Origin of the sequence: Ensifer sp., assembly GCF_035999135.1 — a bacterium.
In the GTDB taxonomy this organism is placed as follows: Bacteria; Pseudomonadota; Alphaproteobacteria; order Rhizobiales; family Rhizobiaceae; genus Ensifer.
The window spans coordinates 1-22,071 of record NZ_DASYGZ010000047.1 but is presented as its reverse complement, the minus strand read 5'-3'; the positions used below and the strand labels follow the sequence as shown (position 1 = coordinate 22,071).

Genomic DNA, 22,071 nt, shown 5'->3' with positions numbered 1-22,071 from the left:
CTCCGCATTGTCGGCCAGGCCGAGATAGTTGTTGGCGCAGAAATTGAGCACCCGCTCGCCCGAGGCGACTTCGATCTCGCCCGCCTGCTTCGAGGTGATGACACGCTCCGACTTGTAGAGCCCTGATGTCTTCAGGCCCTCGAGTTCTGAACGGAGATGGGTGAGGAAGGCTGAGGTCATGGCGCTCTCGCTCAAAGAAAATGTCGCGTTCCTGACGAGTATCATGCCGGCTTTTGTCTTGCAGCAAATTCCGGCGTCGAGCTGAGCCGGGCACAAAAACGACAGGGCATTTCATGGCGGGATGCTAAAGAGGATGGATTGTGTCGCGAGCATCGAAGCAGACGACATTATCTGTCGACGGTCGAAGCCGTTGCTTCGTCTCCTCGCGCTGCAGACGCAGCGCTGCTGGATTCCTGTGACAAGCACAGGAATGAGGGCAGAGTTTTGCGTGTCCCTCATGGCCCACAATTTATCATTGAAATAACCTGGAATTCCGGCAACCTTAAGGCATGAAAGGCTACGTTTACATCCTGGCGTCTCAGCGAAATGGCACGCTCTATATCGGCGTGACCCGAGACCTCCCCGGCCGTCTTTACGAGCACCAAAACGAACTGACGCCAGGCTTCACATCCAAGTACGGCGTGAAGACCCTTGTCTGGTTTGATGAGTTCGATCTGCTGACGAGCGCAATCACCCGCGAGAAGACGATGAAGAAGTGGCCGCGCAAATGGAAAGTCAACCTGATCGAAGCGACCAATCCGGAATGGCTGGACATTTCGCACTATCTGCACGCGCTGTAAGTCTTCTCTCGACCTGCGGAGCAGCTAGCGGCCCCTTCGAATGGTGGCGCACTGTCACTGTCGCTACCTCCTCTCTTCCCTCATTCCTGTGCTTGTCACAGGAATCCAGCAGCGCCGCGTCGGCGGCGCGAGAGACCACTCAACTATCGGGCGATGACGCTGAAATGCGAAGCAACCTGTCGCTCCACCGATGCACAAGGAGCCGGCGTCGACGGGCCGTCGAGAGCGACTACCCCTCCACATAACCGTCGATGACAGCCAGAAACGCCTCTCCGTAGCGTTCGCGCTTGCTTTCGCCGATGCCGGGGATGTCGAGCAACTCGTCGAAGCCGCGCGGGCGTTCCTTGGCGAGCGCAATGAGGGTTGCGTCCGGGAAGACGACGTAGGGCGGGACGTTCAGCTCCTTGGCGATCGAGAACCGTTCGGCGCGCAAGAGTTCGAACAGTTCGAGATCGGAGCCGGCCAGATCGGCGCGCTCGCGTTGCGATCCGGATTTCGCGCCCCGCGCGGCCTTGCCCGAGGTCGGCCGGTCCTTGCGGAAGAGCACCTGGCGTTCGCGCTTGAAGACGGCGCGCGCTTCCGGTTCGAGCTTGATCGCCCCGAAGGCCGCGTGATCGACGCTGACGAGGCCGGCCGCCAGCAATTGCCGGAAGACCGATTGCCAGGTGCGGGCCGGCAGGTCCTTGCCGGCGCCGAAGACCGGCATGTCGACATGGCCGAAACGCTCGGTCTTTTCGTTGACGGTGCCCATCAGCACGTCGATCACATGGCCGGTCCCGAAGCGCTCGCCGGTGCGGTAGACCGCCGCCAGCGCCTTGATCGCCGCTTCCGTGCCATCCCAGGTTTCGACGGGTTTCAGGCAGGTGTCGCAATGGCCGCAGCGCCCGGGATGGGCTTCACCGAAATGGGCAAGGATCGCCTGGCGGCGGCAGCCGGCGGTCTCGCAGATCGCAAGCAGCGCATTGAGCTTGGAGCGCTCGATGCGCTTGATCTCTTCGGCGGCCCCACCCTCGTCGATCATCCGGCGACGCTGCAATACGTCAGCCATGCCGTAGGCCATCCAGACCTCCGACGGCTGGCCGTCGCGGCCGGCGCGCCCGGTCTCCTGGTAGTAGGCCTCCACCGATCCCGGCAGGTCGAGATGGGCGACATAACGCACATCCGGCTTGTCGATGCCCATGCCGAAGGCGACGGTCGCAACGAGGCAGAGGCTCTCCTCTTTCAAGAACGCGTCCTGGTGCTTGTCCCTGAGCGTCCGGTCCATGCCGGCATGGTAGGGCAGCGCCCGGATGCCCTGCGCGTTCAGCCATTCGGCGGTATCCTCGACCTTGGCGCGCGACAGGCAATAGACGATGCCGGACGCGCCCTTGAAGCGCGAGAGGAAGCGCAAGAGCTGTTGGCGCGGCTGGTCGCGCTCGACAATCTCGTAGGCGATGTTCGGCCGGTCGAAGCTGGTGGTGAACACTTCGGCATTGCCAAGCGAAAGCCGCTCGACGATGTCGTCGCGGGTGTGCGGATCGGCGGTCGCGGTGAGCGCGATGCGCGGAACGCCGGGGTAGCGTTCGGCGAGCAATCCGAGCGCACGATACTCCGGACGGAAATCATGCCCCCACTGCGAGACGCAGTGGGCCTCGTCGATCGCAAACAGCGAAATGCGGGCATTGCCGATGAGATCGGCGAAACCGTCGGTGACGGTGCGCTCCGGCGTCACATAGAGAAGATCAAGCGTGCCGTCGTGGATCTGCCGGCGAACGGCGATCGCCTCCTCGCGCGTCAGCGACGAGTTGAGCGCGGCGGCGTTGACCCCGAGCTGGCGCAGGGCTTCCACCTGGTCGCGCATCAGCGCGATCAGCGGCGAGACGACCACGCCAAGCCCCGGGCGGCAGAGCGCCGGGATCTGGAAGCAGACCGACTTGCCCGCGCCGGTCGGAAACAGCACCACCGCGTCGCCGCCGGCGGTCACATGGTCGACCACGGCCTGCTGCTTGCCGCGAAAGGCCGAATAGCCATAGACCCGCTTCAAGACGTCGAGCGGTGCCGGCTGGGCGTCGAAGAGCTGGCTGACAGCGCTTCCTGAGGGCTTGGCCCTTTCGACGAGCTCCATCGGATCTCCTTTGGGGAATCACTTCGCAATCATCGCCAGATACGACCGCAATGCCTAGGGCTCAAGGCAGACGACGCCACAAGCCCCGGTTATCCCGGCGGATAACCGGCAGATTGAACAGGGAAAACCTTTTGCCAGCTTGACCTTGATTACACGCCGGTACTTTAGTGGGGCGCAAAAATTGGAAAGTCACCATGTCGAACATTCTGGCGGCGAGCGGCGGCGTCAAGCAGGTCATCTGCATCAACTGGGGCACGCGATACGGCGCGCCGTTCATCAACCGGCTCTATGCCATGGTGGCGCGCAACATCACCCCGCCTTTCACCTTCACCTGCTTTACCGACAATCGCGACCGGCTCCGGCCGGAAATTCTGTGCGAGGACCTGCCGCCGCTCGACGTCGCCGAGATGCCGAAGAATTCGCCGGGAATCTGGCAGAAATCGCGGCTCTGGGGACCGAAGCTCGGCAATCTCAAGGGCCAGGTTCTCTTTCTCGATCTCGACATCGTCATCGTCGGCTCGCTCGACGGCTTCTTCGAGGTCGGCGAGCCCGACGACGTCATCCTAGCCCGCAACCAGACGACGCCGTTCGAGCGGCTCGGCCAGACGTCGCTGTTTCGCTACCCGGTCGGAAAGCTGGTGCCGCTGCAGGAGAAATTTCGAGCAAACCCGCAAGGAATCGCCGACGAATACCGTTTCGAGCAGCGCTTCGTGACGCGCAATGCGCCGGGCGGAGCCAAGCTCTTTCCACGTCGCTGGGTGCTGCACTTCCGCCAGGACTGCCGCTGGCCGATCCCGCTCAACTATTTCCTTGCCCCCCGCCTGCCGAGGGACGCTCGCGTCATCCTGTTCCCGCGCAACCTGTTGCCGCAGCATGCGATCGACGGGCAGTTCGGCGGCAAGGGCAAGATCGCGACCCCTCTTGGCCACCTGCGCGGATTGTTCGCTGCCGACCGGCGCGAGAAAAACCCGCTGCGCTATCTCAGGCACTACATCCGCCCGACGCCGTGGGTGGCCGATCATTGGCGCGAATAGGTCAGCGTTCGGCCAAGATCAGGCCGGGTTACGGCCGGTGACGGCAAGAACGGGAGATTCCCGCCTTCAAGCGGGACCACGTCAAAACAGAAAGATGGTCTGGCATCAAACGGCTAGCGCGCCGCCGGGCCCTTGACCCGGCCCGAAAGCACGCCAAAGCCTTCGATGATCGCTTCCTGGTTTTCGAGCCGCGTCACTTCGAGCTGCACTTCCTGCAGCGTGCGCAACAGCTGCGGGACCGCCTCGAGGTCGCCCTCCTCCGTCGCATGCGCCAGTTCGCGCTCGAGTTCGCGCCGCTGCCAGTGCAGGGCCTTCGAGCGCTGGTGCAGGGCCAGGGCCTGCAGGTAGCCCTCGCGCGCGTCCTCCGGCGCCGCGGCCGTGGTTGCCGTCCAGAGCCTGGCATAGCGGATCTGCTGGTCGAGCGAGGCAATCAGCGCCGCAAAACCATCGGCGCCGAGCTGTTCGACCAGCCCTTCGCGCGTCAGCCGCGGCCCTTGTGCGGCGGCGGTGTTCAGCACGGCGGCCCAGCAGCGCTGCAGTTCGCGATGATCGAACTCGATGGTCGAGATCTCGTCATACTCGTCAAACAGGAGCTGCGGGTGGTTGACGATGGTGAGCGCCAGCACGCTCTCGCGCAGCAACGGCACCACCTGCGGTCCGCCGACCAGCGACGAGCGCGCCAGCCGTTCGGAGATCGCGGTCGGTCCGCTGGCATTCGGTCCCCGCGGCCCGCCTGCATTTCGCTGCCCCCCGCCCTGCCTGCCGCCGCGTTCGAACGGGCGCCGCTCGCCCCGCCCGGCGCCTGTCGATTGCAGGAAGGCATTCAGGCGGTCGCGCATGTCCTGGCCGTAATGGCGGCGCACGCTCTCGTCGGCAATGACGGCTGTCACCTGCTTCAGCTTCGCCTCGAGCTCGGCCCGTTTTTCCGGCGTGTCGAACGCGCCGCCCTGGATCTCGCGCTGCCAGACCATGTCGGCCAGCGACCGGGCATTGGCGAGCACCTTGTCAAAGGGCGCCCGGCCCTCCTGGCGCACCAGATCGTCCGGGTCCTTGCCATCGGGCAGCATGGCAAAGCGCACGGAGCGGCCGGGCTTCAGATGCGGCAAGGCCAGATCGACGCCACGGTTGGCGGCACGAATGCCCGCACCGTCGCCGTCGAAGCACAGCACCGGCTGCGTTGTCATCTTCCAGAGCAGGTCGAGCTGGTTTTCCGTGAGCGCCGTGCCGAGCGGCGCGACGGCGTTTTCGACGCCCGCCTGATGGAGCGCGATCACGTCCATATAGCCTTCGACGGCGATGATCGTGCCGGCTGCGTCATCAGGCCCGACGTCGCTCTGGCGCGCTGCCCCTTGCGAGGCGCGGCGGGCGCGGGCGAAATTGTAGAGCACGTTGCCCTTGTGGAAGAGCTCGGTCTCGTTGGAATTCAGGTATTTGGCCGGCGCGTCCGGCGACATGGCCCGGCCACCGAAGGCGATGACCTTCTCCCGCGACGACAGGATCGGAAACATGATGCGGTCGCGGAAGCGGTCATAGGAAACCGGTACGTCCGGTCCGTGCACCACAAGCCCGCAGGCCTCGATCTGTTCCTTGCCGATGCCCTTGCCGGCGAGAAATTCTTTTAGCGCGTTGCGGCTGTCGGGCGCATAGCCGAGGCGAAAGGTCTCGATCGTGCGACCGGTCAATCCGCGCTCGCGCAGATAGGCGCGCGCCTTGGCGCCGTTTGCGGTCTGCAACTGATCCTCGAAGAAGGCGGTTGCCAGCTCCATGACGTCGAGAAGACTGGTGCGCTCCTTCTCGCGCCGTTCGGCCTGCGGGTCGGGCTGCGGCATCGCCACCCCCGCCATATCGGCGATCTGCTGCACGGCCTCCGGGAAGCTCAGGCCCTCCAGATCGGTCAGGAATCGGAAATGGTCGCCGGAAACGCCGCAGCCGAAGCAATGATAGCGGCCCTTGCGGTCCTCGCAGTGGAAGCTCGGCGACTTCTCGCCGTGGAACGGGCAGCAGGCCCAATAGTCGCCGCGCGACACGTTGGTCTTGCGCCGATCCCAGGTGACGCGCTTGGCAATCACGTCCGAAATCGGCACGCGATCGCGTATCTCGTCAAGGAAGGTGGGTGAAAAGCGCATGAAAACCTCTGGTCGATCCTCCATATAGGCGGCAAGGCGGCGCGACGCCACAGATGTGATCGGGCTTGCCCGCAATTCACAGGAGCAAAACGCGAACCGGACGCAACGTCACAATCTCTGATATTTTATTATAACTTACAAAACACCTAAAGTGGCGGTTGACACCCCGGTGGCGAATGGCGTCAATCGGCCGCCCCGAACAGGATCACTCCCATGGCTTTCGCCGTCGAAGCGCTTGCGTCCAATCCCGCTTTCTTTGGCGCGGTACTGAACTATGCACGCGGCATGGTCTCCATGTACGTGGAAAATCCGCGGCTCGCATCGATCTTTGCATCGCAGCAGCGTTGGCTGATGGCGCAGGCGGGCATCGCCCTTCACCACGACCGCGACCCGGCGGATGCGTCGAGCGGGCTCTATAGCGGCCGCTTCATCGGCTACGTCGTCGCCAACGGCATTGCCAGCCGCAACACCGCCGCCGCCTTCATCCAGGAAATGGTCGCCTACCGGTTTGCCCGCTATGCCGCAGCGCCGCCCAACAGGCGCAACCGGACACTCGAACCCACCGAGGCCGCCCTTGACTATCTCTGGAAATGGATGCGCGCTCACCTTGCCATCCTTGACGCTCTCGACGCAGGCGCGCGCTTGGAGACGCTCGGCGACGATCAGGACGGGTTTGGCCGACTGCAGTCGACGCTTGCCTGTGGTCTCGTCGGCAACGACCGCGTCCGACGCCCGGGGCCGACCTTCGATCTCTTCACATGGGTCAATTCCGGCGGCGTGGTCATGGACGATCTGTTCTCGCGCATCGCCACCTTCGACCCGCACGCGGAGCGCCTGGCGATCGGACCGGTCTCGCCGGGCGACCTCAGCGACCGCTTCATGATTTCAAAGACGCATCTGAAGCGGATCTTCGGCAAGGCGGCGTTGCTCGGCACGATGGGATGGGAACGGAGCCCGGGGCGCGGCGAGGTGTGGCTGTCGAAAGCCTTCATCCGCGAATATTGGGACTATCAGGCGGAGAAATTCGCGCTCATCGACCACGCCTTCGACAGCGTGTTTGCGCAAGCCCGCAGACAAACGGCGCCCGTCGCGTTTGAACGGGCGCCGGCGCTGACAGCGGCTCTTACTTGAGCAGTTCCTTCACCAGGCCGGAAGCCTTGGCGAAATCCATCTGGCCCGGATAGCGCTCCTTGAGTGCATTCATGCACTTGCCCATGTCGCGCAGGCCGTGAGCACCGGTCTCGGCGATAACCGAGGCGCAGAGTTCCTTGACCTTGTCCTCCGAAAGCTGAGCCGGGAGGAACCGGTTGATGATGACGATTTCCTCGCGCTCCTGCGCGGCAAGCTCCGGCCGGCCGGCGTCGTCGTAGATACGGGCCGATTCTTCACGCTGCTTGATCATCTTGGCGAGGATCTGCAGGATGTCTTCGTCGCTGACCGGGTCCTTGCCGAGGCCCCGATTGGCAATATCCCGGTCCTTGATCGCCGCCTGGATCAGCCGCACGGTCGAGGTACGCCGCGCGTCCTTGGCTTTCAGGGCTTCTTTCAGTGCTTCTGCGAACAGGTCGCGCATGTCTATACTCCATGTCGAAACCGGCCCGCGGTACTCTGCCCGGACCGGTTCGAAACCAATATTGTTACCGTCGTCTTAAACCAGTGTGACAGGCGCAATCAAACGGAATACGCAACCAATTGAATTAAAAGGAACTTTATTTCCAGACAATTCATGGGTGGCCGGTTGACCCGGAAGGGCGCTTTGGCTATTTTCCCGCACCTGCACAACATCGGCATGAGAGCACTTTCCGCGGGGTTTCCGCGCGTCCATGCCTGAGCATATGAAATGGCGATCGATTGCCGGGCTTTCAAGCCCCCGCGCTCCACGCCGCAACGGGATAGGAACGATGACCGCGACACCCGCATGGACCACTGAAAAACCAACCGCGTTGCTCGTTCTGGCCGACGGCACCGTGATCGAAGGCAAGGGCATCGGCGCGACCGGCAAGGTGCAGGCGGAAGTCTGCTTCAACACGGCGCTGACCGGCTACCAGGAGATCATGACCGACCCGTCCTACATCGGCCAGATCGTCACCTTCACCTTCCCGCACATCGGCAACATCGGCGCCAATGACGAAGACATCGAGGACCTGACGCCGGCGGCCCGCCACGGCGCGGTCGGCGTCATCTTCAAGGCCGACATCACCGAGCCGTCCAACTACCGCGCCGCCAAGCATCTCGACGCCTGGCTGAAGGCGCGCGGCATCATCGGTCTCTGCGGCATCGACACGCGCGCGCTGACCGCCTGGATCCGCGAACACGGCATGCCGAACGCCGTCATCGCCCATGACCCCTCAGGCGTCTTCGACATCGACACGCTCAAGGCCGAAGCCAAGGCCTGGAGCGGCCTCGAGGGCCTCGACCTCGCCAAGGTCGCAACCTCCGGCCAGTCGTCGCAGTGGACCGAGAAGCCCTGGGTCTGGGACGAAGGCTATGCGACCCTCGGCGAAAAGGAAGCCGAATACCACGTCGTCGCGCTCGACTACGGCGTCAAGCGCAACATCCTGCGCCTGTTCACCGGGCTCAACGCCCGCGTCACCGTGATGCCGGCAACGACGAGCGCCGAGGAGGTGCTGGCGCAGAAGCCTGACGGCATCTTCCTGTCAAACGGCCCGGGCGACCCGGCGGCCACCGGCGAATATGCCGTGCCTGTCATCCAGGATCTCCTGAAGACCGACATCCCGCTCTTCGGCATCTGCCTCGGCCACCAGATGCTGGCGCTGGCGCTCGGCGGCAAGACCGAGAAGATGCACCAGGGGCACCACGGCGCTAACCATCCGGTCAAGGACCACACGACAGGCAAGGTCGAGATCGTCTCGATGAACCATGGCTTCGCGGTCGATTCGAAGTCGCTGCCGGAAGGCGTTGAAGAGACTCACATTTCACTCTTCGACGGCACCAATTGCGGTCTGCGCGTCGCCGGCAAGCCGGTCTTCTCGGTCCAGCATCACCCGGAGGCCTCGCCCGGCCCGCAGGACAGCCACTACCTCTTCCGCCGCTTCATGAACCTCGTGCGCGAGAAGAAGGGCGAACCGGCACTCGCCGAGCGCTGAGCGCCACGCATGACGAACTGACACAGGGCCCGCCACGTGCGGGCCTTTTCTTTGGGCGCATGGCCCCGGCGGCACGCGCAACCGATCGATGGGATCAAGCCATCGTCAGCGATCCGCCACCTGTTCGGCCAGCCGCGCCGCGATGAAATCGACGACGGCCCTGACCGATGGCAACTGCCCACGCCGGTGCGGCATCAGCAATGTCGTCGTCGCCACGCCCGCCTGCCAACCGGGAAGCACCCGCACCAGCGTCCCGTTTTCAATCTCGGCGCGGCAGATCTTGCGCGGCAAGGCGATGATCCCGAGGCCCGCAAGCGCCGCTTCGAGCAGCACCCGGGATTCGTCGGCAATAAAGCGTGGCATGGGCCGCACGGAGACGATGGCGTCGTCCTCGTTGCGCAGCGTCCAGCCCTCGCTTGTAAGCGAGGCCAGGAGGCCGTCGTGCCCGGCAAGATCTTCCGGCCCGCAAGGCATGCCGCGCGCAGCAAGATAGCTGGGTGCCGCGACCAACCCGATCGGCTCCGTCGCCACCCGACGCTGCACCAGGGCGGAATCCGGCAAGGGCGCGAAATGGTCGCGCACGGCAATGTCGAAGCCTTCCTGGACGAGATCGACGAACCGGTCCGTCGCGTGCAGCACCACCCGCATCCTGGGATAGGCAAGCGCCAGTTGCGGCAGCATCCCCGCAAGCGTCATCTGTGCGGTCGGCACCGAAGCAGTGATCCTCACCGTGCCGCTCGGCTCGGCCAGCCTGCCCATGACCACCGCCTCGGCGGCCTCCGCCTCGATCAGCATCGCGGCCGCATGGCGATAGAAATCCTCGCCGACCTCGGTCACCGTGAAGCGGCGGGACGTCCGGTTGATCAGCCGCACCCCGAGGGTCTTTTCGAGCTCCGCCACACGCTTGCTCAGCGTCGATTTCGGCACATTGAGCGCCCGTGCCGCGGGAGCAAAACCCTTGTGGTCGACCACATGGGCGAAAACGATAAAGTCGTTGAGATTGCGCACGGTCCAGATTGTCCATGATTGTGAACGGCAGGCTCATGGATGCCACTCTCTCGTCGCGTCGTCCACGGATTATCCAATCTCCGCCACAGTTCAAAACCGAAGGGGATCCGGAACCGAATGATCCGAGCTCCGCGCACCGGCAAACTGCCGACACCGGCCGCGGCCTGACGGCTGCCGTGGAGAGACCGGTACCGACCGCCCTCTCGCCCCGGTTGACCGGCCCGCGGGCTTCACGCATGCTCCCGGTAACTGGAGGTGACGATGATTACAGGCTCACAGTGCCGCGCCGCCCGGGCGCTGATCGAAATCTCGCGGGAGATGCTGGCAAGCTTTTCCGGCGTTTCGCAAGACACGATCCTCAGGTTCGAGCGCAAGCTCGAGACCCCCGCAGACGAGGTGATCCTGTCGCTGAGGAGCGCGCTTGAAAAGGCGGGTGCCGTGTTCCTGCCAGAAGGCGAACGCGGCATCGGCGTGCGGCTGAAGTTCACCCGCTCAGAGGCGCGCCGCCTGTCCATCCTCGAAAGCGAAGGTGGCGTCGCTGGCGACGACGAGGTTCCGGGCGCTTGAGTTTCTGATCTGATATCAACGACTTGTCCGCCCCGCTTGAATCAGGATGGTTGGTCGTTGAATCAATCTGCCAACAAAAAAGCCCGCCGTTTCCGGCGGGCTTTTCATTGGATATGCCTTAAGCTTACTTGCAGGCGGCGCAGAAGCGCTGGATGCGGCGGCAGGCTTCTTCCAGCTGCGCTTCCGAGGTCGCGTAGGAGATGCGGAAGTTCGGGCCGAGGCCGAAGGCCGAACCGTGCACGACGGCAACGCCTTCCGATTCCAGGAGTTCCGACACGAAGTCTTCGTCCGTCTCGATGACCTTGCCCGAAGGCGCGGTCTTGCCGATAAGGCCGGCGCAGGACGGGTAGACGTAGAAGGCGCCTTCCGGCGTCGGGCACGAGATGCCCTTGGCCTGGTTCAGCATCGACACCACGAGATCGCGGCGACCTTCGAAAATCTTCTTGTTTTCGGGAATGAAGTGCTGCGTGCCGTTCAGCGCCTCGACGGCAGCCCACTGCGCGATCGAGGTGGCGCCCGAGGTCTGCTGGCCCTGGATCATATCCATGGCCTTGATCAGCTGCAGCGGGCCGGCCGCATAGCCGATACGCCAGCCGGTCATGGCATAGGCCTTGGAAACGCCGTTCATCGTCAGCGTGCGGTCGTAGAGGCCGGGCTCGACCTCGACCGGGGTCGCGAACTTGAAGTTGCCATAGGTCAGGTGCTCGTACATGTCGTCGGTGAGGATCCAGACATGCGGGTGCTTCATCAGGACGTCGGTCAGCGCCTTCAGCTCGGCATGGCTGTAGGCAGCACCCGAGGGGTTGGACGGCGAGTTGAAGATGAACCACTTGGTCTTCGGCGTGATCGCCTTTTCGAGATCCTCGGCCTTGAGCTTGAAGTTGTTTTCCTGCTTGGTCGAGACTGTCACCGGCGTGCCGCCGCACAGCGCCACCATCTCCGGATAGGAGACCCAGTAGGGTGCAGGAATGACGACTTCATCGCCGGCGTTCAGGGTCGCCATGAAGGCGTTGAAAAGAATCTGCTTTCCGCCGGTGCCGACGATCGTCTGGGCGGCGGTGTAGTCGAGGTTGTTCTCGCGCTTGAACTTCTTGGCGATCGCTTCGCGCAGTTCCGGGATGCCGGAGACCGGCGTGTACTTCGTCTCGCCGCGGTTGATCGCGTCGATGGCGGCCTTCTTGATATTGTCGGGCGTGTCGAAGTCCGGCTCACCGGCGCCAAGGCCGATGACATCGCGGCCTTTCGCTTTCAGCTCACGGGCTTTCTGCGAAACGGCGATGGTGGCGGAAGGCTTTACACGGGAAAGGGCATCGGCAAGGAAGGCCATGATGAAGGTCCTGATCGTTTCGAGACGAGGTGATCGCTACGGAACTAAAAAGCCAGGCTCCATAGCGGTTAGGTCTATGTCGAAAGACGCCCGGTCTTGCAAGCGCCGGAACGGCAAAAACGCCGCAAATGCGGGCAAAAAGCGTCACCATGACAAAGTTTCATGAGTGTCATCAACGTCGGCGATCACCCGCAGCGATCGACACGTTCCCGACGACCGCCGGTGAGACACCGCGAAACGGGCCGCCAGCGCCGCTTCAAATGGCCACGATCCATAACGGCCAGAAACGGTTGGTGATCACCATTTATTCAAAAAAATCAGCGCCATCCGGCATTTTTCGAAATGCCATAATTTAGCCATCACAACTGTCGCGGACCGCCGCAATTCCGTCCAGCAACAGCCGGTTTCCGGGCCTTTTCTTCGATCATCCGAACACATTCGCATTACGGGGGTTATGCAATGTTTCTCGACGACGAAATTGCCTCATTGAAGACCGGACGCAACGAAGCACGCTTCGGCATGTATCTGGCAGTCGCAGCGCTTGCAGCCTGCATTCTGATGGTCATCGGCCTGATGACCCAGGCCTCGGCCGAAACGACATCGGCAAAGCCACAGCAACTGGCGGGATTCGTGTGTCCCAACGACGTCGGCACCGGCGCCCTGCTTTTCCCGTCGAAGGAGCCCGGCTATTTCGTCGAGGCGCCACGGCTTGCGACCGACGTTCAGATCGACGTCAACGGGCCGATCATGCGCACCCGCGTGACCCAGCGCTTCCAAAACCCGAGCAAGGGCTGGGTCGAAGGCACCTATGTCTTCCCCCTGCCCGAGGATTCCGCCGTCGATACGCTGAAGATGCAGATCGGCGACCGCTTCATCGAAGGTGAGATCAAGGCGCGCCAGGAAGCCAAGGAAATCTACGAGCAGGCGAAGGCCGAGGGCAAGAAGGCGTCTCTGCTCGAACAGCAGCGCCCCAACATCTTCACCAACCAGGTCGCCAATATCGGCCCGGGTGAGACGGTCGTCGTGCAGATCGAATACCAGAGCGCTGTGCGCCAGTCGAACGGCATCTACTCGCTGCGCTTCCCGACGGTCGTGGCGCACCGCTACAATCCGCAGCCGATCGTCCAGACCGTCGATCTCGACAGCCGCACCGGCTATGCCGTCAACGATCCGGTTCCCGATCGCGACCAGATCGAAGCCCCGGTCCTCGACCCGAAGGAAAACGCCAGGATCAATCCGGTGACGCTGACGGTGAACCTCAAGGCCGGCTTCCCGCTCGGCGAGGTGAAATCCGGCTACCACGACGTCGATATCGCCAATCTTGACGATCTCAGCCGGCGCGTGACGCTGAAAGGTGAAAGCGTTCCGGCCGACCGCGACTTCGAACTCACCTGGAAGGCGATCGAGGGCAAGAGCCCCTATGCCGGCCTCTTCCGCGAGACCGTCGGCGGCAAGACCTACCTACTCTCTTTCGTCACGCCGCCGGCCGCGGCAACCGAAGCCGATGCCAAGCCGGTCAAACGCGAGATCGTCTTCGTCATCGACAATTCCGGTTCGATGGCCGGGCCATCGATGGAGCAGGCCAAGGAGAGCCTGGCGCTCGCCATCTCCCGCCTGAGACCCGAAGACCGTTTCAACGTCATCCGTTTTGACGACACGATGAGCGTACATTTCCCCTCGCTGGTGGACGCAACGCCGGACAGGCGTGAAGATGCGATTGCTTATGTGCGCGCCCTGACCGCCGATGGCGGCACCGAAATGCTGCCGGCGCTGGAAGCCGCGCTTGGCACGCAAGGCCCCGTCGCGCCCGGCGCGCTGCGCCAGGTCGTGTTCCTGACCGATGGCGCGATCGGCAACGAGACCCAGCTTTTCGACGAGATCCAGAAGAACCGCGGCGACGCCCGCGTCTTCACCGTCGGCATCGGCTCGGCGCCCAACAGCCACTTCATGACCAAGGCCGCCGAATACGGCCGCGGCACCTTCACGCTGATCGGTTCGGAAAGCGAAGTGGCGGCACGCATGGGCGAACTCTTCACGAAGCTCGAAAGCCCCGCCATGACCGATATTTCGGCCACTTTCGACGGAGCATCGGCCAGCGACATCACGCCGAACCCGATGCCCGATCTCTATCGTGGCGAGCCGGTGGTGCTGACCGCCGAGCTCGACGGCACGGCGCCTGAAGGAAAGCTGCAGATCCTCGGCAAGGCCGGCGATCAGCCCTGGCGGGTGGAGATGGACATCGCCAAGGCCTCGGACGGCCAAGGCATCGCCAAGCTCTGGGCGCGCCGCAAGATCGACGATCTCGAGGCGAGCGCTTCGACGATCGCCGACCCGGCCACGCTCGACAAAAGGATCGAAACGGTGGCGCTCGCCCATCACCTCGTTTCCCGAGTCACCAGTCTCGTGGCGGTCGACGCAGCGCCGTCGCGCCCGGCAGGCGAAACCCTGAGCGAGACGGCGCTGCCGCTCAACCTTCCCGCCGGCTGGGATTTCGGCAAGGTCTTCGGCGAGGCGCCCGCCGACAAATCGCCCGGCACGGTCGACGAACGGGACGCGGCACTTGAAAGCCGGACGAAGCTCGCGATGCAGACGGCCGACCGCATGCTGGCGGCGCCGACGGCGCGTGCGGCCAGCCTGATTGCGGACGTCAACAACCAGGTAAGCCTGCCGCAGACGGCGACGGAGGCCGACAGGCAAATCCTGATCGGGCTGATGCTGCTCGCCTTCGCACTCCTTGCCGGAACCACCTTCGTTTTCTGGCGCGCGCCGATCGCCGCGGCGGTCATGACGGGAGTGCGCCGCCGTGGCCGCTGACAAGGAAAGGCCCGAGCCGCGGCCGGGCTTTCTGGCGCGCCTTTCGGCCGTCGAGACGGTCGTGCTTGCGGTCATCGCGCTGATTGCCCTTGCCGGGCTCCTGATGGTCGGCAAGGGGTTCTACATCAAGGCCAAGGCCGAGGTCTCGCAGGTGCTCTTGAAGCGCACCTTCGAGGCGCAGTTGCATGGCGACCCTGACGGCAAGCCGTGGCCCTGGGCCGACTTCCAGACGGCTGCCGAAATCACAGCCCCGCGGCTGAACCGCTCGGCGATCGTGCTTGAGGGCGCAAGCGGCGAAGCGCTCGCCTTCGGCCCCGCCTGGCTGACGACGACGCCGCTGCCCGGCGACGAGGGGACCTCCGTCATCGCCGCCCATCGCGATACGCATTTCCGCTGGCTGAAGGACGTCAATCCCGGCGACCTCTTGGTGCTGACGCGCAAGGATGGTCGCCGCTTCCTGTTCAGGGCCGGCGAAGGCCGGGTTGCGCGCTGGGACGAGAGCGGCATCAACGCGTCGGCGATCGGCCACCATCTGGCGCTTGCCACCTGCTGGCCCTTCGATGCGACGACGCAGGGGCCGATGCGCTACATCGTCAACGCCGAACTCATCGGCGAGCAGCGCTCGGTGCCGCTGACGACGGGCTCGATCTCGAAATAAAGTGCTTTTGATCGGAAGTGACTTGAACCGCCGGGCCGCCCGTTCCAGCTTGCCTCGGAACGAATCGGCCCGGAGAAGCGCAATGCCGCGAGCGGATGCAAGAGCGTCGACACAAGAAAGTTCACCGCGGCCCGGCAAGGCCCTGGCACTATTTGCCGCCGTGGCGGCAGCCGCTCTTCCTCTCCGCGCAGAGGCGCAGGAGCCCCGCGAATTTCCGAGCCAGCATGGCCCCTTGCGCGTCGAGACGCTCGCAACCGGCCTTGAGCACCCATGGTCGGCCGAAGCGCTTCCCGCCGGCGGCGTCCTTGTCAGTGAGCGCCCTGGGCGGCTGCGGATCGTGCGCGACGGCAAGGTCTCAAAACCGCTTGCAGGCGTGCCCAAGGTCGCCGAGCAGGGACAGGGCGGTTTGCTCGACATCGCGCTCGATCCCGGCTTTGCCGAAAACCGGACACTCTATCTGACCTTGGCGGCGCGCGGCGAAGGCGGCTACGGCACGGCCCTCGTGCGGGCAAAGCTTGCGGCCGACGAAAGCGGCCTCACCGACGTCAAGGAACTTTTCCGGATGAACAAGTTCACCGGCAAGGGCCAGCATTTCGGCTCGCGCATCGCGATTGCGCCCGATGGCAGCCTGTTCTTCGGCATCGGTGACCGGGGCGAAGGCGACCGCGCCCAGGACGCGCACGACCATGCCGGCGCCATCCTGCACATCAATACCGATGGCAGCGTTCCCGGCTCGAACCCCTATCGCGGCGGCACCGACGGGCTGGCAGAGATCTGGTCGAAGGGGCACCGCAATCCGCAAGGCATCACATTCGACCCGAAGGACGGCACGCTGCTGACGGTCGAACATGGCGCCCGGGGTGGCGACGAGATCAACAACCCGCAGGCCGGCCACAACTACGGCTGGCCGGTCATCACCTACGGCAAGGACTATTCCGGCGCCGAGATCGGCGAAGGCACGTCGAAGAAGGGTCTCGACCAGCCGCTGTTTTACTGGGATCCGTCGATCGCGCCTGGCGCGCTTGCGGTCTATCGCGGCACGATGTTTCCCGAATGGGACGGCAACATTCTGGTTGCGGCGCTGAAGTACCAGCTTGTCGCCCGGCTCGAGCGTGACGACAGTGGCGCCATCGGCTCGGAGGAGCGGCTGTTCGACGGAGAGTTCGGCCGCATCCGCGATATCGTCGTCGCACTGGACGGGGCGCTGCTCCTGGTGACCGACGAAGAGGACGGCGCCTTGCTGCGCGTCTCCAAGGGTACGCCGGAGTAAAGCCTCAACAAACCCTCGTTTCAGCGCAGTCCGCCGCGAAATTCCTTGCGGAAGACGAACTTCAGCCCTGACCACACACCGTCGACGGCGCAGACCTTCACATCGACGAGGCCAAGCGGCAGGAAGATGTCGCGCAGCACGTCCTCGGTCAGGCTTGTTGGCCGCTTCGATGCCTTTTTTGGCCAGGAGACCCATAGCATTCCGTCGGGATTCAGCCGCGCGGCAAGCTCAGGCGCGAACCGCTCCAGAACCGCGCGTTCCGTTTCAAAAACGTGCACGTAGTCGCAGCCGCGCCCAGTGATCGCATCGATCGATCTGTCGCAACGGCTGTAACCAGGAAACGCGGTGATGACCTCAAGGCCGGATGGTGCCCCGAGCAGCAGAGCAGCCTGCCCGTCCTTTAAGCCGAGCTTGCGGGCAAGCGGCGTCCCCGAGTAGCCGCTTTCGCTCACGCCCGGCACCTTGTGAGGCGTCCGGCGACGATCCCTCCCCGACCTATAGAAGTCCGCGTTCCCATCTTCGCCCGCCTGCGCCCGACTTTCGCTCGCCATCGACGATGAGCCTTGCCCCTTAAAAACGCAACTGCTAGACGCCGCTGTCCGAGGAGAGCAAGCATGACCCGCATTCAGGCCAATCTGTTCCTGTTGATATCCGGCGCAATCTGGGGCGCCGGCTTCGTTGCGCAGTCGACGGCCATGGATGCGATCAGCCCGCTGTGGTTCATTACCCTGCGTTTTGCGATCGCCGCGCTCGTTGCTTTGCCCTTGGCCGTCATGGAGACGAAACGCGCCGCAGAACCGGTCAAACTTGCGACCGTGCGCAATTTCATCTTCATCGGCCTTGCGCTCTTTGCCGGTGCGGTCACGCAGCAATTCGGCCTGCTCGACACCAGCGTCACCAATTCCGGGTTCCTGACCGGGCTCTACGTCGTCTTCGTACCTGTGCTGATGGTTGTGTTTCTGCGCCGCAAACCACACTGGATCATCTGGCCGGGCGCGATGATGGCCCTGTTTGGCATCTTCCTGTTGAGCGGGGGAACGCTCTCGGCGCTCACCGGCGGCGACTATCTGACCATCCTTTGCGCCCTGTTCTGGGCCATTCAGATGCTGCTGATCGGCCTGTTTGCCCCGAGCAGCGGCCGGCCGATGCTGCTGTCGATGACCCAGTTTGCCGTCTGCGCGGTGCTCGGCTTCGTGTTTGCGATCTCGACCGAAACGCTGAGCCTTGCCGCCATCGAAGGCGCCCTGTTCGAAATTCTCTACGCCGGCATCTTCTCGAGTGGCGTTGCCTTCATCCTGCAGGTGGTCGGCCAGCGCTATACCACGGCGCCCCAGGCAGCGATCTTCCTGTCGAGCGAGGCGCTGTTTGCAGCACTCTTCGGCGTGCTGCTGCTTGGCGAAGTCATCACCCCGGTCGGTTATGCCGGCTGCGCCATCATCTTTGCGGCGATGCTCGCCGTCGAGCTCATACCCGAGCTGACGAAGGGTCGGCGCGGAGAGGCCAGCGCCGCAGCCTGACGCCGGCAGCCGGCAAGGAGCGTGCCCCCGGGGGCGAACTATATCAGTGACCGGCGCAAACGCTGCACTGCTGCTTTACTTGTTATTGTTCTAAGCCGACACACTGTTGCTTCACGGCTGCGCGTGGTCCCGGTACACGCCGTGCGGTCCAATTCGATACCTCTAGATTTTCTGCAAGAATTTCACGTAAGAAACCCGCGACGGGTGAAGCCTCAAACATATCAGAGAGTTGCGATTGGAACGCGGCGCCGCCCCATCGCACAGTTCGGCGACGTTGCACCCGAAATTGGCAAAAACCACTCAATTTTGCAGCACTCGTTTTCAAAAAGCTGTGATTTCAACAGCTTGCGATATATCTTTCGCGAACCCCATCAAACCCCGAATTGACCGAATTTTGAGCAATGACAAGACGCAATACCACGCCTGAAAAGTTTTGCTTGCCAATTCAAAATAAACCCATCAATCTTACTCTGTTCGGGCAATCTGCGAACACGGGAAGATCTTGAAATAAAAGCGGGCCGGAGACGCAAAACTCCGGGCGGCCAGGCCGAAAAGAAGCATGTTATGCGGCTTTTCCAATGGCTGGCTGCGGTAACAGGACCCTTTCCTCAAACGTCGAGAACTGCCTGCCAACGCCCATCCGGGCACATTGCAATGCTACCCGTCCGTCAAGCGGGTGGAGAGAAAAGGACCTGACGCATGGCCGAAACTGGCACTGTAAAATTCTTCAACACCGACAAGGGCTTTGGCTTCATCAAGCCCGACAACGGTGGTGCGGATATCTTCGTACACATTTCCGCAGTTCAGGCCTCCGGCCTGACCGGTCTGACGGAAAATCAGAAGGTAAGCTTCGACACCGAACCGGATCGCCGTGGCAAAGGCCCGAAGGCGGTCAACCTGCAGATCTCGGGTTAATCCCGGTATCCGCTGACAGATTCCAAGTTGAAGCCCGGCATCCTTGCCGGGTTTTTTTGTTTTTGGCGCCGGCATCCCTGCCTGTCCTTGCCTTTGAACCTGACACCCCTGCTGAACCTGACACTCCTGACGGTACCGGGTTTCCGGCCGCATTTTTGTTTTCGTCGGCCAGACGTCGCCGTTCAGACCCGGTTCAGTTTGGCGCCGTTAACCTTCCTCATCATGAAGTCCGGATTGTTCCGGTCCTGCGATAGGATTGAAACCCATGAACACGTTCCTCAAAGCCGCCGTTCTCTCGATCGCCGCAGCCGCCATGGTCGTCCCGACCTTCGGCGTCGCCGAGGCAGGCGGCCGGCATCACCACAACAACGACGATGCATGGGCAGCAGGTGCCGCGGGTCTCGTGGCCGGCGCGTTGATCGGCGGCGCGATCGCCTCCCAGCCGCGCTACAACGGCGGCTACAATGAGCGCGTCTACATCGATCCGGAGCCGGAATACGATTATTACGAGCCGCGCCCGGCTTACCGCCCGCGCCCGGTCTACCAGGCTCGTCCCGTTGTGGTCGACAGCTATGGTGGCGGCTACCGCTCGCTCGAACCCTGGACGCCGTCCTGGTACCGTTATTGCTCGCAGCGTTACCGCTCGTTCAACCCTGACAACGGCACCTTCCGCGGCTACGACGGTCGCAGCTACTTCTGCACGGCCGGCTGATCGAAGCACAATTCGAGAATCAGAAAGCCCATGTCTCGTCCGAGGCATGGGCTTTTTTCGTTCGCAACGGGCGAGCGACTTCAGAGCCCGCGCAGGTAGGGATTGCTGCGCCGCTCCTCGCCGATCTGGCCGCCCGGGCCATGACCGCAGATGAAGCCGACACTGTCCCCGAGCGGCAGGATCTTGTCGCGGATGGAATCGAGCAACTGTTGATGATTGCCGCCCGGCAGGTCGGTGCGGCCGATCGAGCCGTGGAAGAGCACGTCGCCGACATGGGCGAAATTCTGGGCGCGGTTGAAATAGACGACGTGGCCGGGGGCGTGCCCCGGGCAATGCAGCACTTCGAACACATGGTCGCCGAAGGAGACCGTATCCCCCTCCTCGAGCCAGCGGTCGGGTATGACGTTCTGCACCTTCATCGCCAATCCGAAACGCTCGGCCTGGGTTTCCAGCTTTTCAAGCAAGGGCAGGTCGTCCTTGTGCGGACCGATGATCTCGAGCCCGAGCGCGTCCTTGAGCTCCTTGGCGCCGCCCGCATGGTCGATATGGCCGTGGGTGATCCAGATCGCCTTCAATGTGATGCCGTTCTCGCGCACCGTCTGCAGGATGAGATCGACGTCGCCGCCGGGATCGACGACCACGCCTTCCTTGGTCTCGCTGTCGAACAGCACGGTGCAGTTCTGCTCGAAATGGGTAACCGGGATGATGCCCGCCTGTAACATGCGCGTCTGCCTCTTTAGGATCTCGTTGTCTTCCTATAGCGGCAATCGATGCTGCTGACAGCGCCAATCAGCGCAGCACGGCAATTTGCGTCATGTCGGCCTGCGGTGCCGGCCATTGCACGGTTGTCATCAGCAGGGCGGAAATTGCGATCTCCGCGGCCACCACGATCCTGACGACCGGTTTCAGGCTGCGGGCTGCGGCGCTCTGGTCTGGCTTGATGTCCTGCATGTTCGTCCCCTCTCCGGCTGCTCGTTCTCCTCGCCCGTCGGGCGCGGCAGCGGGTGGACAATGTCACGGCGTCACATTTCGTGACGTTCCCGGGGGAACATCCCTGAAGCCCGCCGCGTTTGGCCATCGCGAAGAAAAAGGAGAAAGACGATGGTAAAGCTCACCCGCCCCCTTTTGTGCGCCACAGCGGCCGCGGGCCTGGTTTTGACAGTCGGCATGCCGGCAGCGTTTGCAGCCATGACCGCAACCACCGTGACCGACCTGAACATCCGCACGGGCCCGGGACCGCAATACCCGACCGTTGGTCTTGCAGCCCGCGGCAGCACCGCCGTGATCGACGGCTGCGTTGAAGGCAGCAAATGGTGCCGCATCGACGTTGGCGGCGTACGCGGCTGGGTCTATGCCCAGTATCTGACCACCGATCTCGGCGGCTCGGCCGTCGTTGTCCAGGAGCGCCGTTCGGAACTCGCCATTCCGGCCGTCACCTATGAGGCGCAGCCCAACGACCCGGTGATCGTCAGCAGCGGCGACGAGCTGATCGGGCCGGTCGAGCAGATCGACCCCATCGCGCCGCCAGATACGGTGCGCACCTATGTCACGGCCAATCCCGGCGAGACCGTCTATCTCGACGGCGAGGTGGTGGTCGGCGCAGAGCTGCCCGAGACCGTCGCCGTTCACCGGGTACCCGACTACAGCTACGATTACGTCAGCATCAACGGCCAGCCGGTGCTGGTCGAACCCGCGACGCGACGGATTGTCTACGTGTATCGTTAATGCCCACCTTGTCTCCGGCGGTTCAACCGCCGGAGATCTCCCCAAAGGCGTGAATTGCACCGACGCGATGGCGCGCGAATCATCCGCAGGTCACGTTCGAAAACGGCCGACCTCATGAGAAACGGCGTCATGCAGCCGCCAGGAACCCGTAGCTCAGGCCATTTTCACGGCCAAAACTGGCAATTTCAACAACCAATACGTTCCGGCGACCCCCTCGCCGCGCGGCCAAATTGACAGAGTTCAAATTCGGTCTCACCCTGTTCAAGCCGGATCATCGGCTTTTAGTGGCCCGTCCACGACGAGCCACGACACGGAGGGATCAATGGAAGCATTAATGCCTATCATTACCCAATTGATCGCGGGGGCGGCCGGCGGCAACGCGGCCAG

General features: G+C 63.3%; 20 protein-coding genes and 1 pseudogene. 12 read left to right on the top strand and 9 right to left on the bottom strand.

Going from position 1 to position 22,071, the window contains the following annotated elements; genetic code table 11:
* Positions 1 to 180, bottom strand: a pseudogene (locus VGO12_RS05015) (glycine C-acetyltransferase); the annotation flags it as partial.
* Positions 181 to 509: 329 nt separating this feature from the next.
* On the opposite strand from VGO12_RS05015, the gene VGO12_RS05010 reads away from it, so the two are divergent.
* The gene (locus VGO12_RS05010; protein ID WP_327511624.1) at positions 510 to 800 is read left to right on the top strand and encodes a GIY-YIG nuclease family protein; all 291 of its coding nucleotides are present in this window, start codon (positions 510 to 512) and stop codon (positions 798 to 800) included.
* Positions 801 to 1,029: 229 nt separating this feature from the next.
* On the opposite strand, the gene recQ is transcribed toward VGO12_RS05010, so the two are convergent.
* The gene (recQ, locus tag VGO12_RS05005) at positions 1,030 to 2,904 is read right to left on the bottom strand and encodes a DNA helicase RecQ (RefSeq protein ID WP_327511622.1); all 1,875 of its coding nucleotides are present in this window, start codon (positions 2,902 to 2,904) and stop codon (positions 1,030 to 1,032) included.
* Positions 2,905 to 3,098: 194 nt separating this feature from the next.
* Between recQ and VGO12_RS05000 the strand changes: the two genes are divergently transcribed.
* On the top strand, positions 3,099 to 3,938 hold the full coding sequence (locus VGO12_RS05000; RefSeq protein ID WP_327511621.1) for a glycosyl transferase: 840 nt from the start codon (positions 3,099 to 3,101) through the stop codon (positions 3,936 to 3,938).
* A 113-nt stretch (positions 3,939 to 4,051) separates the two neighbouring features.
* Here the strand turns inward: VGO12_RS05000 and dnaG are convergent, their stop codons facing one another.
* Complete coding sequence (dnaG, locus tag VGO12_RS04995; RefSeq protein ID WP_327511620.1) at positions 4,052 to 6,064, bottom strand: DNA primase; 2,013 nt, start codon at positions 6,062 to 6,064, stop codon at positions 4,052 to 4,054.
* A 213-nt stretch (positions 6,065 to 6,277) separates the two neighbouring features.
* Between dnaG and VGO12_RS04990 the strand changes: the two genes are divergently transcribed.
* Positions 6,278 to 7,195 carry a hypothetical protein gene (locus tag VGO12_RS04990; RefSeq protein ID WP_327511619.1) on the top strand — a complete coding sequence of 306 codons (918 nt, stop codon included), beginning with the start codon at positions 6,278 to 6,280 and terminating at the stop codon, positions 7,193 to 7,195.
* On the opposite strand, the gene VGO12_RS04985 is transcribed toward VGO12_RS04990, so the two are convergent.
* Complete coding sequence (locus VGO12_RS04985; protein WP_327511618.1) at positions 7,188 to 7,637, bottom strand: GatB/YqeY domain-containing protein; 450 nt, start codon at positions 7,635 to 7,637, stop codon at positions 7,188 to 7,190. The genes VGO12_RS04990 and VGO12_RS04985 overlap by 8 nt on opposite strands.
* Before the next feature lie 328 nt (positions 7,638 to 7,965).
* Here VGO12_RS04985 and carA point away from each other — a divergent pair, with 328 nt between their 5' ends.
* Entirely contained in the window at positions 7,966 to 9,171 is a 1,206-nt protein-coding gene (gene carA / locus VGO12_RS04980; RefSeq protein ID WP_327511617.1) for a glutamine-hydrolyzing carbamoyl-phosphate synthase small subunit, read from the top strand.
* 105 nt (positions 9,172 to 9,276) lie between these two features.
* On the opposite strand, the gene VGO12_RS04975 is transcribed toward carA, so the two are convergent.
* Complete coding sequence (locus VGO12_RS04975) at positions 9,277 to 10,179, bottom strand: LysR substrate-binding domain-containing protein (protein ID WP_327511616.1); 903 nt, start codon at positions 10,177 to 10,179, stop codon at positions 9,277 to 9,279.
* A gap of 261 nt (positions 10,180 to 10,440) precedes the next feature.
* On the opposite strand from VGO12_RS04975, the gene VGO12_RS04970 reads away from it, so the two are divergent.
* Complete coding sequence (locus VGO12_RS04970) at positions 10,441 to 10,746, top strand: XRE family transcriptional regulator (protein ID WP_327511615.1); 306 nt, start codon at positions 10,441 to 10,443, stop codon at positions 10,744 to 10,746.
* 124 nt (positions 10,747 to 10,870) lie between these two features.
* Here VGO12_RS04970 and VGO12_RS04965 read toward each other — a convergent pair whose 3' ends face one another.
* Positions 10,871 to 12,073: a pyridoxal phosphate-dependent aminotransferase gene (locus VGO12_RS04965; protein ID WP_327511614.1), complete on the bottom strand. Its 1,203-nt coding sequence runs from the start codon at positions 12,071 to 12,073 to the stop codon at positions 10,871 to 10,873.
* A gap of 459 nt (positions 12,074 to 12,532) precedes the next feature.
* Here VGO12_RS04965 and VGO12_RS04960 point away from each other — a divergent pair, with 459 nt between their 5' ends.
* The 3 genes from VGO12_RS04960 to VGO12_RS04950 all read left to right on the top strand — a co-directional run bounded on the left by VGO12_RS04960 (position 12,533) and on the right by VGO12_RS04950 (position 16,815).
* Positions 12,533 to 14,887 carry a marine proteobacterial sortase target protein gene (locus VGO12_RS04960; RefSeq protein WP_414650678.1) on the top strand — a complete coding sequence of 785 codons (2,355 nt, stop codon included), beginning with the start codon at positions 12,533 to 12,535 and terminating at the stop codon, positions 14,885 to 14,887.
* Positions 14,877 to 15,545: a class GN sortase gene (locus VGO12_RS04955; protein ID WP_327511613.1), complete on the top strand. Its 669-nt coding sequence runs from the start codon at positions 14,877 to 14,879 to the stop codon at positions 15,543 to 15,545. Before VGO12_RS04960 ends, VGO12_RS04955 begins: the two co-directional genes overlap by 11 nt.
* Before the next feature lie 82 nt (positions 15,546 to 15,627).
* A complete protein-coding gene (locus tag VGO12_RS04950; protein WP_327511612.1) occupies positions 15,628 to 16,815 on the top strand; it encodes a PQQ-dependent sugar dehydrogenase in 1,188 nt (395 codons plus the stop codon).
* A 20-nt stretch (positions 16,816 to 16,835) separates the two neighbouring features.
* Here VGO12_RS04950 and VGO12_RS04945 read toward each other — a convergent pair whose 3' ends face one another.
* Positions 16,836 to 17,267, bottom strand: a complete 432-nt coding sequence (locus VGO12_RS04945; RefSeq protein WP_327511611.1) for a hypothetical protein — start codon at positions 17,265 to 17,267, stop codon at positions 16,836 to 16,838.
* A 162-nt stretch (positions 17,268 to 17,429) separates the two neighbouring features.
* Here VGO12_RS04945 and VGO12_RS04940 point away from each other — a divergent pair, with 162 nt between their 5' ends.
* The 3 genes from VGO12_RS04940 to VGO12_RS04930 all read left to right on the top strand — a co-directional run bounded on the left by VGO12_RS04940 (position 17,430) and on the right by VGO12_RS04930 (position 19,959).
* Entirely contained in the window at positions 17,430 to 18,332 is a 903-nt protein-coding gene (locus VGO12_RS04940; RefSeq protein WP_327511610.1) for a DMT family transporter, read from the top strand.
* 699 nt (positions 18,333 to 19,031) lie between these two features.
* Entirely contained in the window at positions 19,032 to 19,247 is a 216-nt protein-coding gene (locus VGO12_RS04935) for a cold-shock protein (protein ID WP_043618050.1), read from the top strand.
* A gap of 265 nt (positions 19,248 to 19,512) precedes the next feature.
* Positions 19,513 to 19,959, top strand: coding sequence for a BA14K family protein (locus VGO12_RS04930; RefSeq protein ID WP_327511609.1), 447 nt, complete (start codon positions 19,513 to 19,515; stop codon positions 19,957 to 19,959).
* A gap of 80 nt (positions 19,960 to 20,039) precedes the next feature.
* Here VGO12_RS04930 and VGO12_RS04925 read toward each other — a convergent pair whose 3' ends face one another.
* Complete coding sequence (locus tag VGO12_RS04925) at positions 20,040 to 20,681, bottom strand: MBL fold metallo-hydrolase (protein ID WP_327511608.1); 642 nt, start codon at positions 20,679 to 20,681, stop codon at positions 20,040 to 20,042.
* A gap of 67 nt (positions 20,682 to 20,748) precedes the next feature.
* Complete coding sequence (locus tag VGO12_RS04920; RefSeq protein WP_327511607.1) at positions 20,749 to 20,910, bottom strand: hypothetical protein; 162 nt, start codon at positions 20,908 to 20,910, stop codon at positions 20,749 to 20,751.
* Positions 20,911 to 21,060: 150 nt separating this feature from the next.
* Between VGO12_RS04920 and VGO12_RS04915 the strand changes: the two genes are divergently transcribed.
* Positions 21,061 to 21,684 carry a DUF1236 domain-containing protein gene (locus VGO12_RS04915; protein ID WP_414650677.1) on the top strand — a complete coding sequence of 208 codons (624 nt, stop codon included), beginning with the start codon at positions 21,061 to 21,063 and terminating at the stop codon, positions 21,682 to 21,684.
* Positions 21,685 to 22,071: the final 387 nt, after the last annotated feature.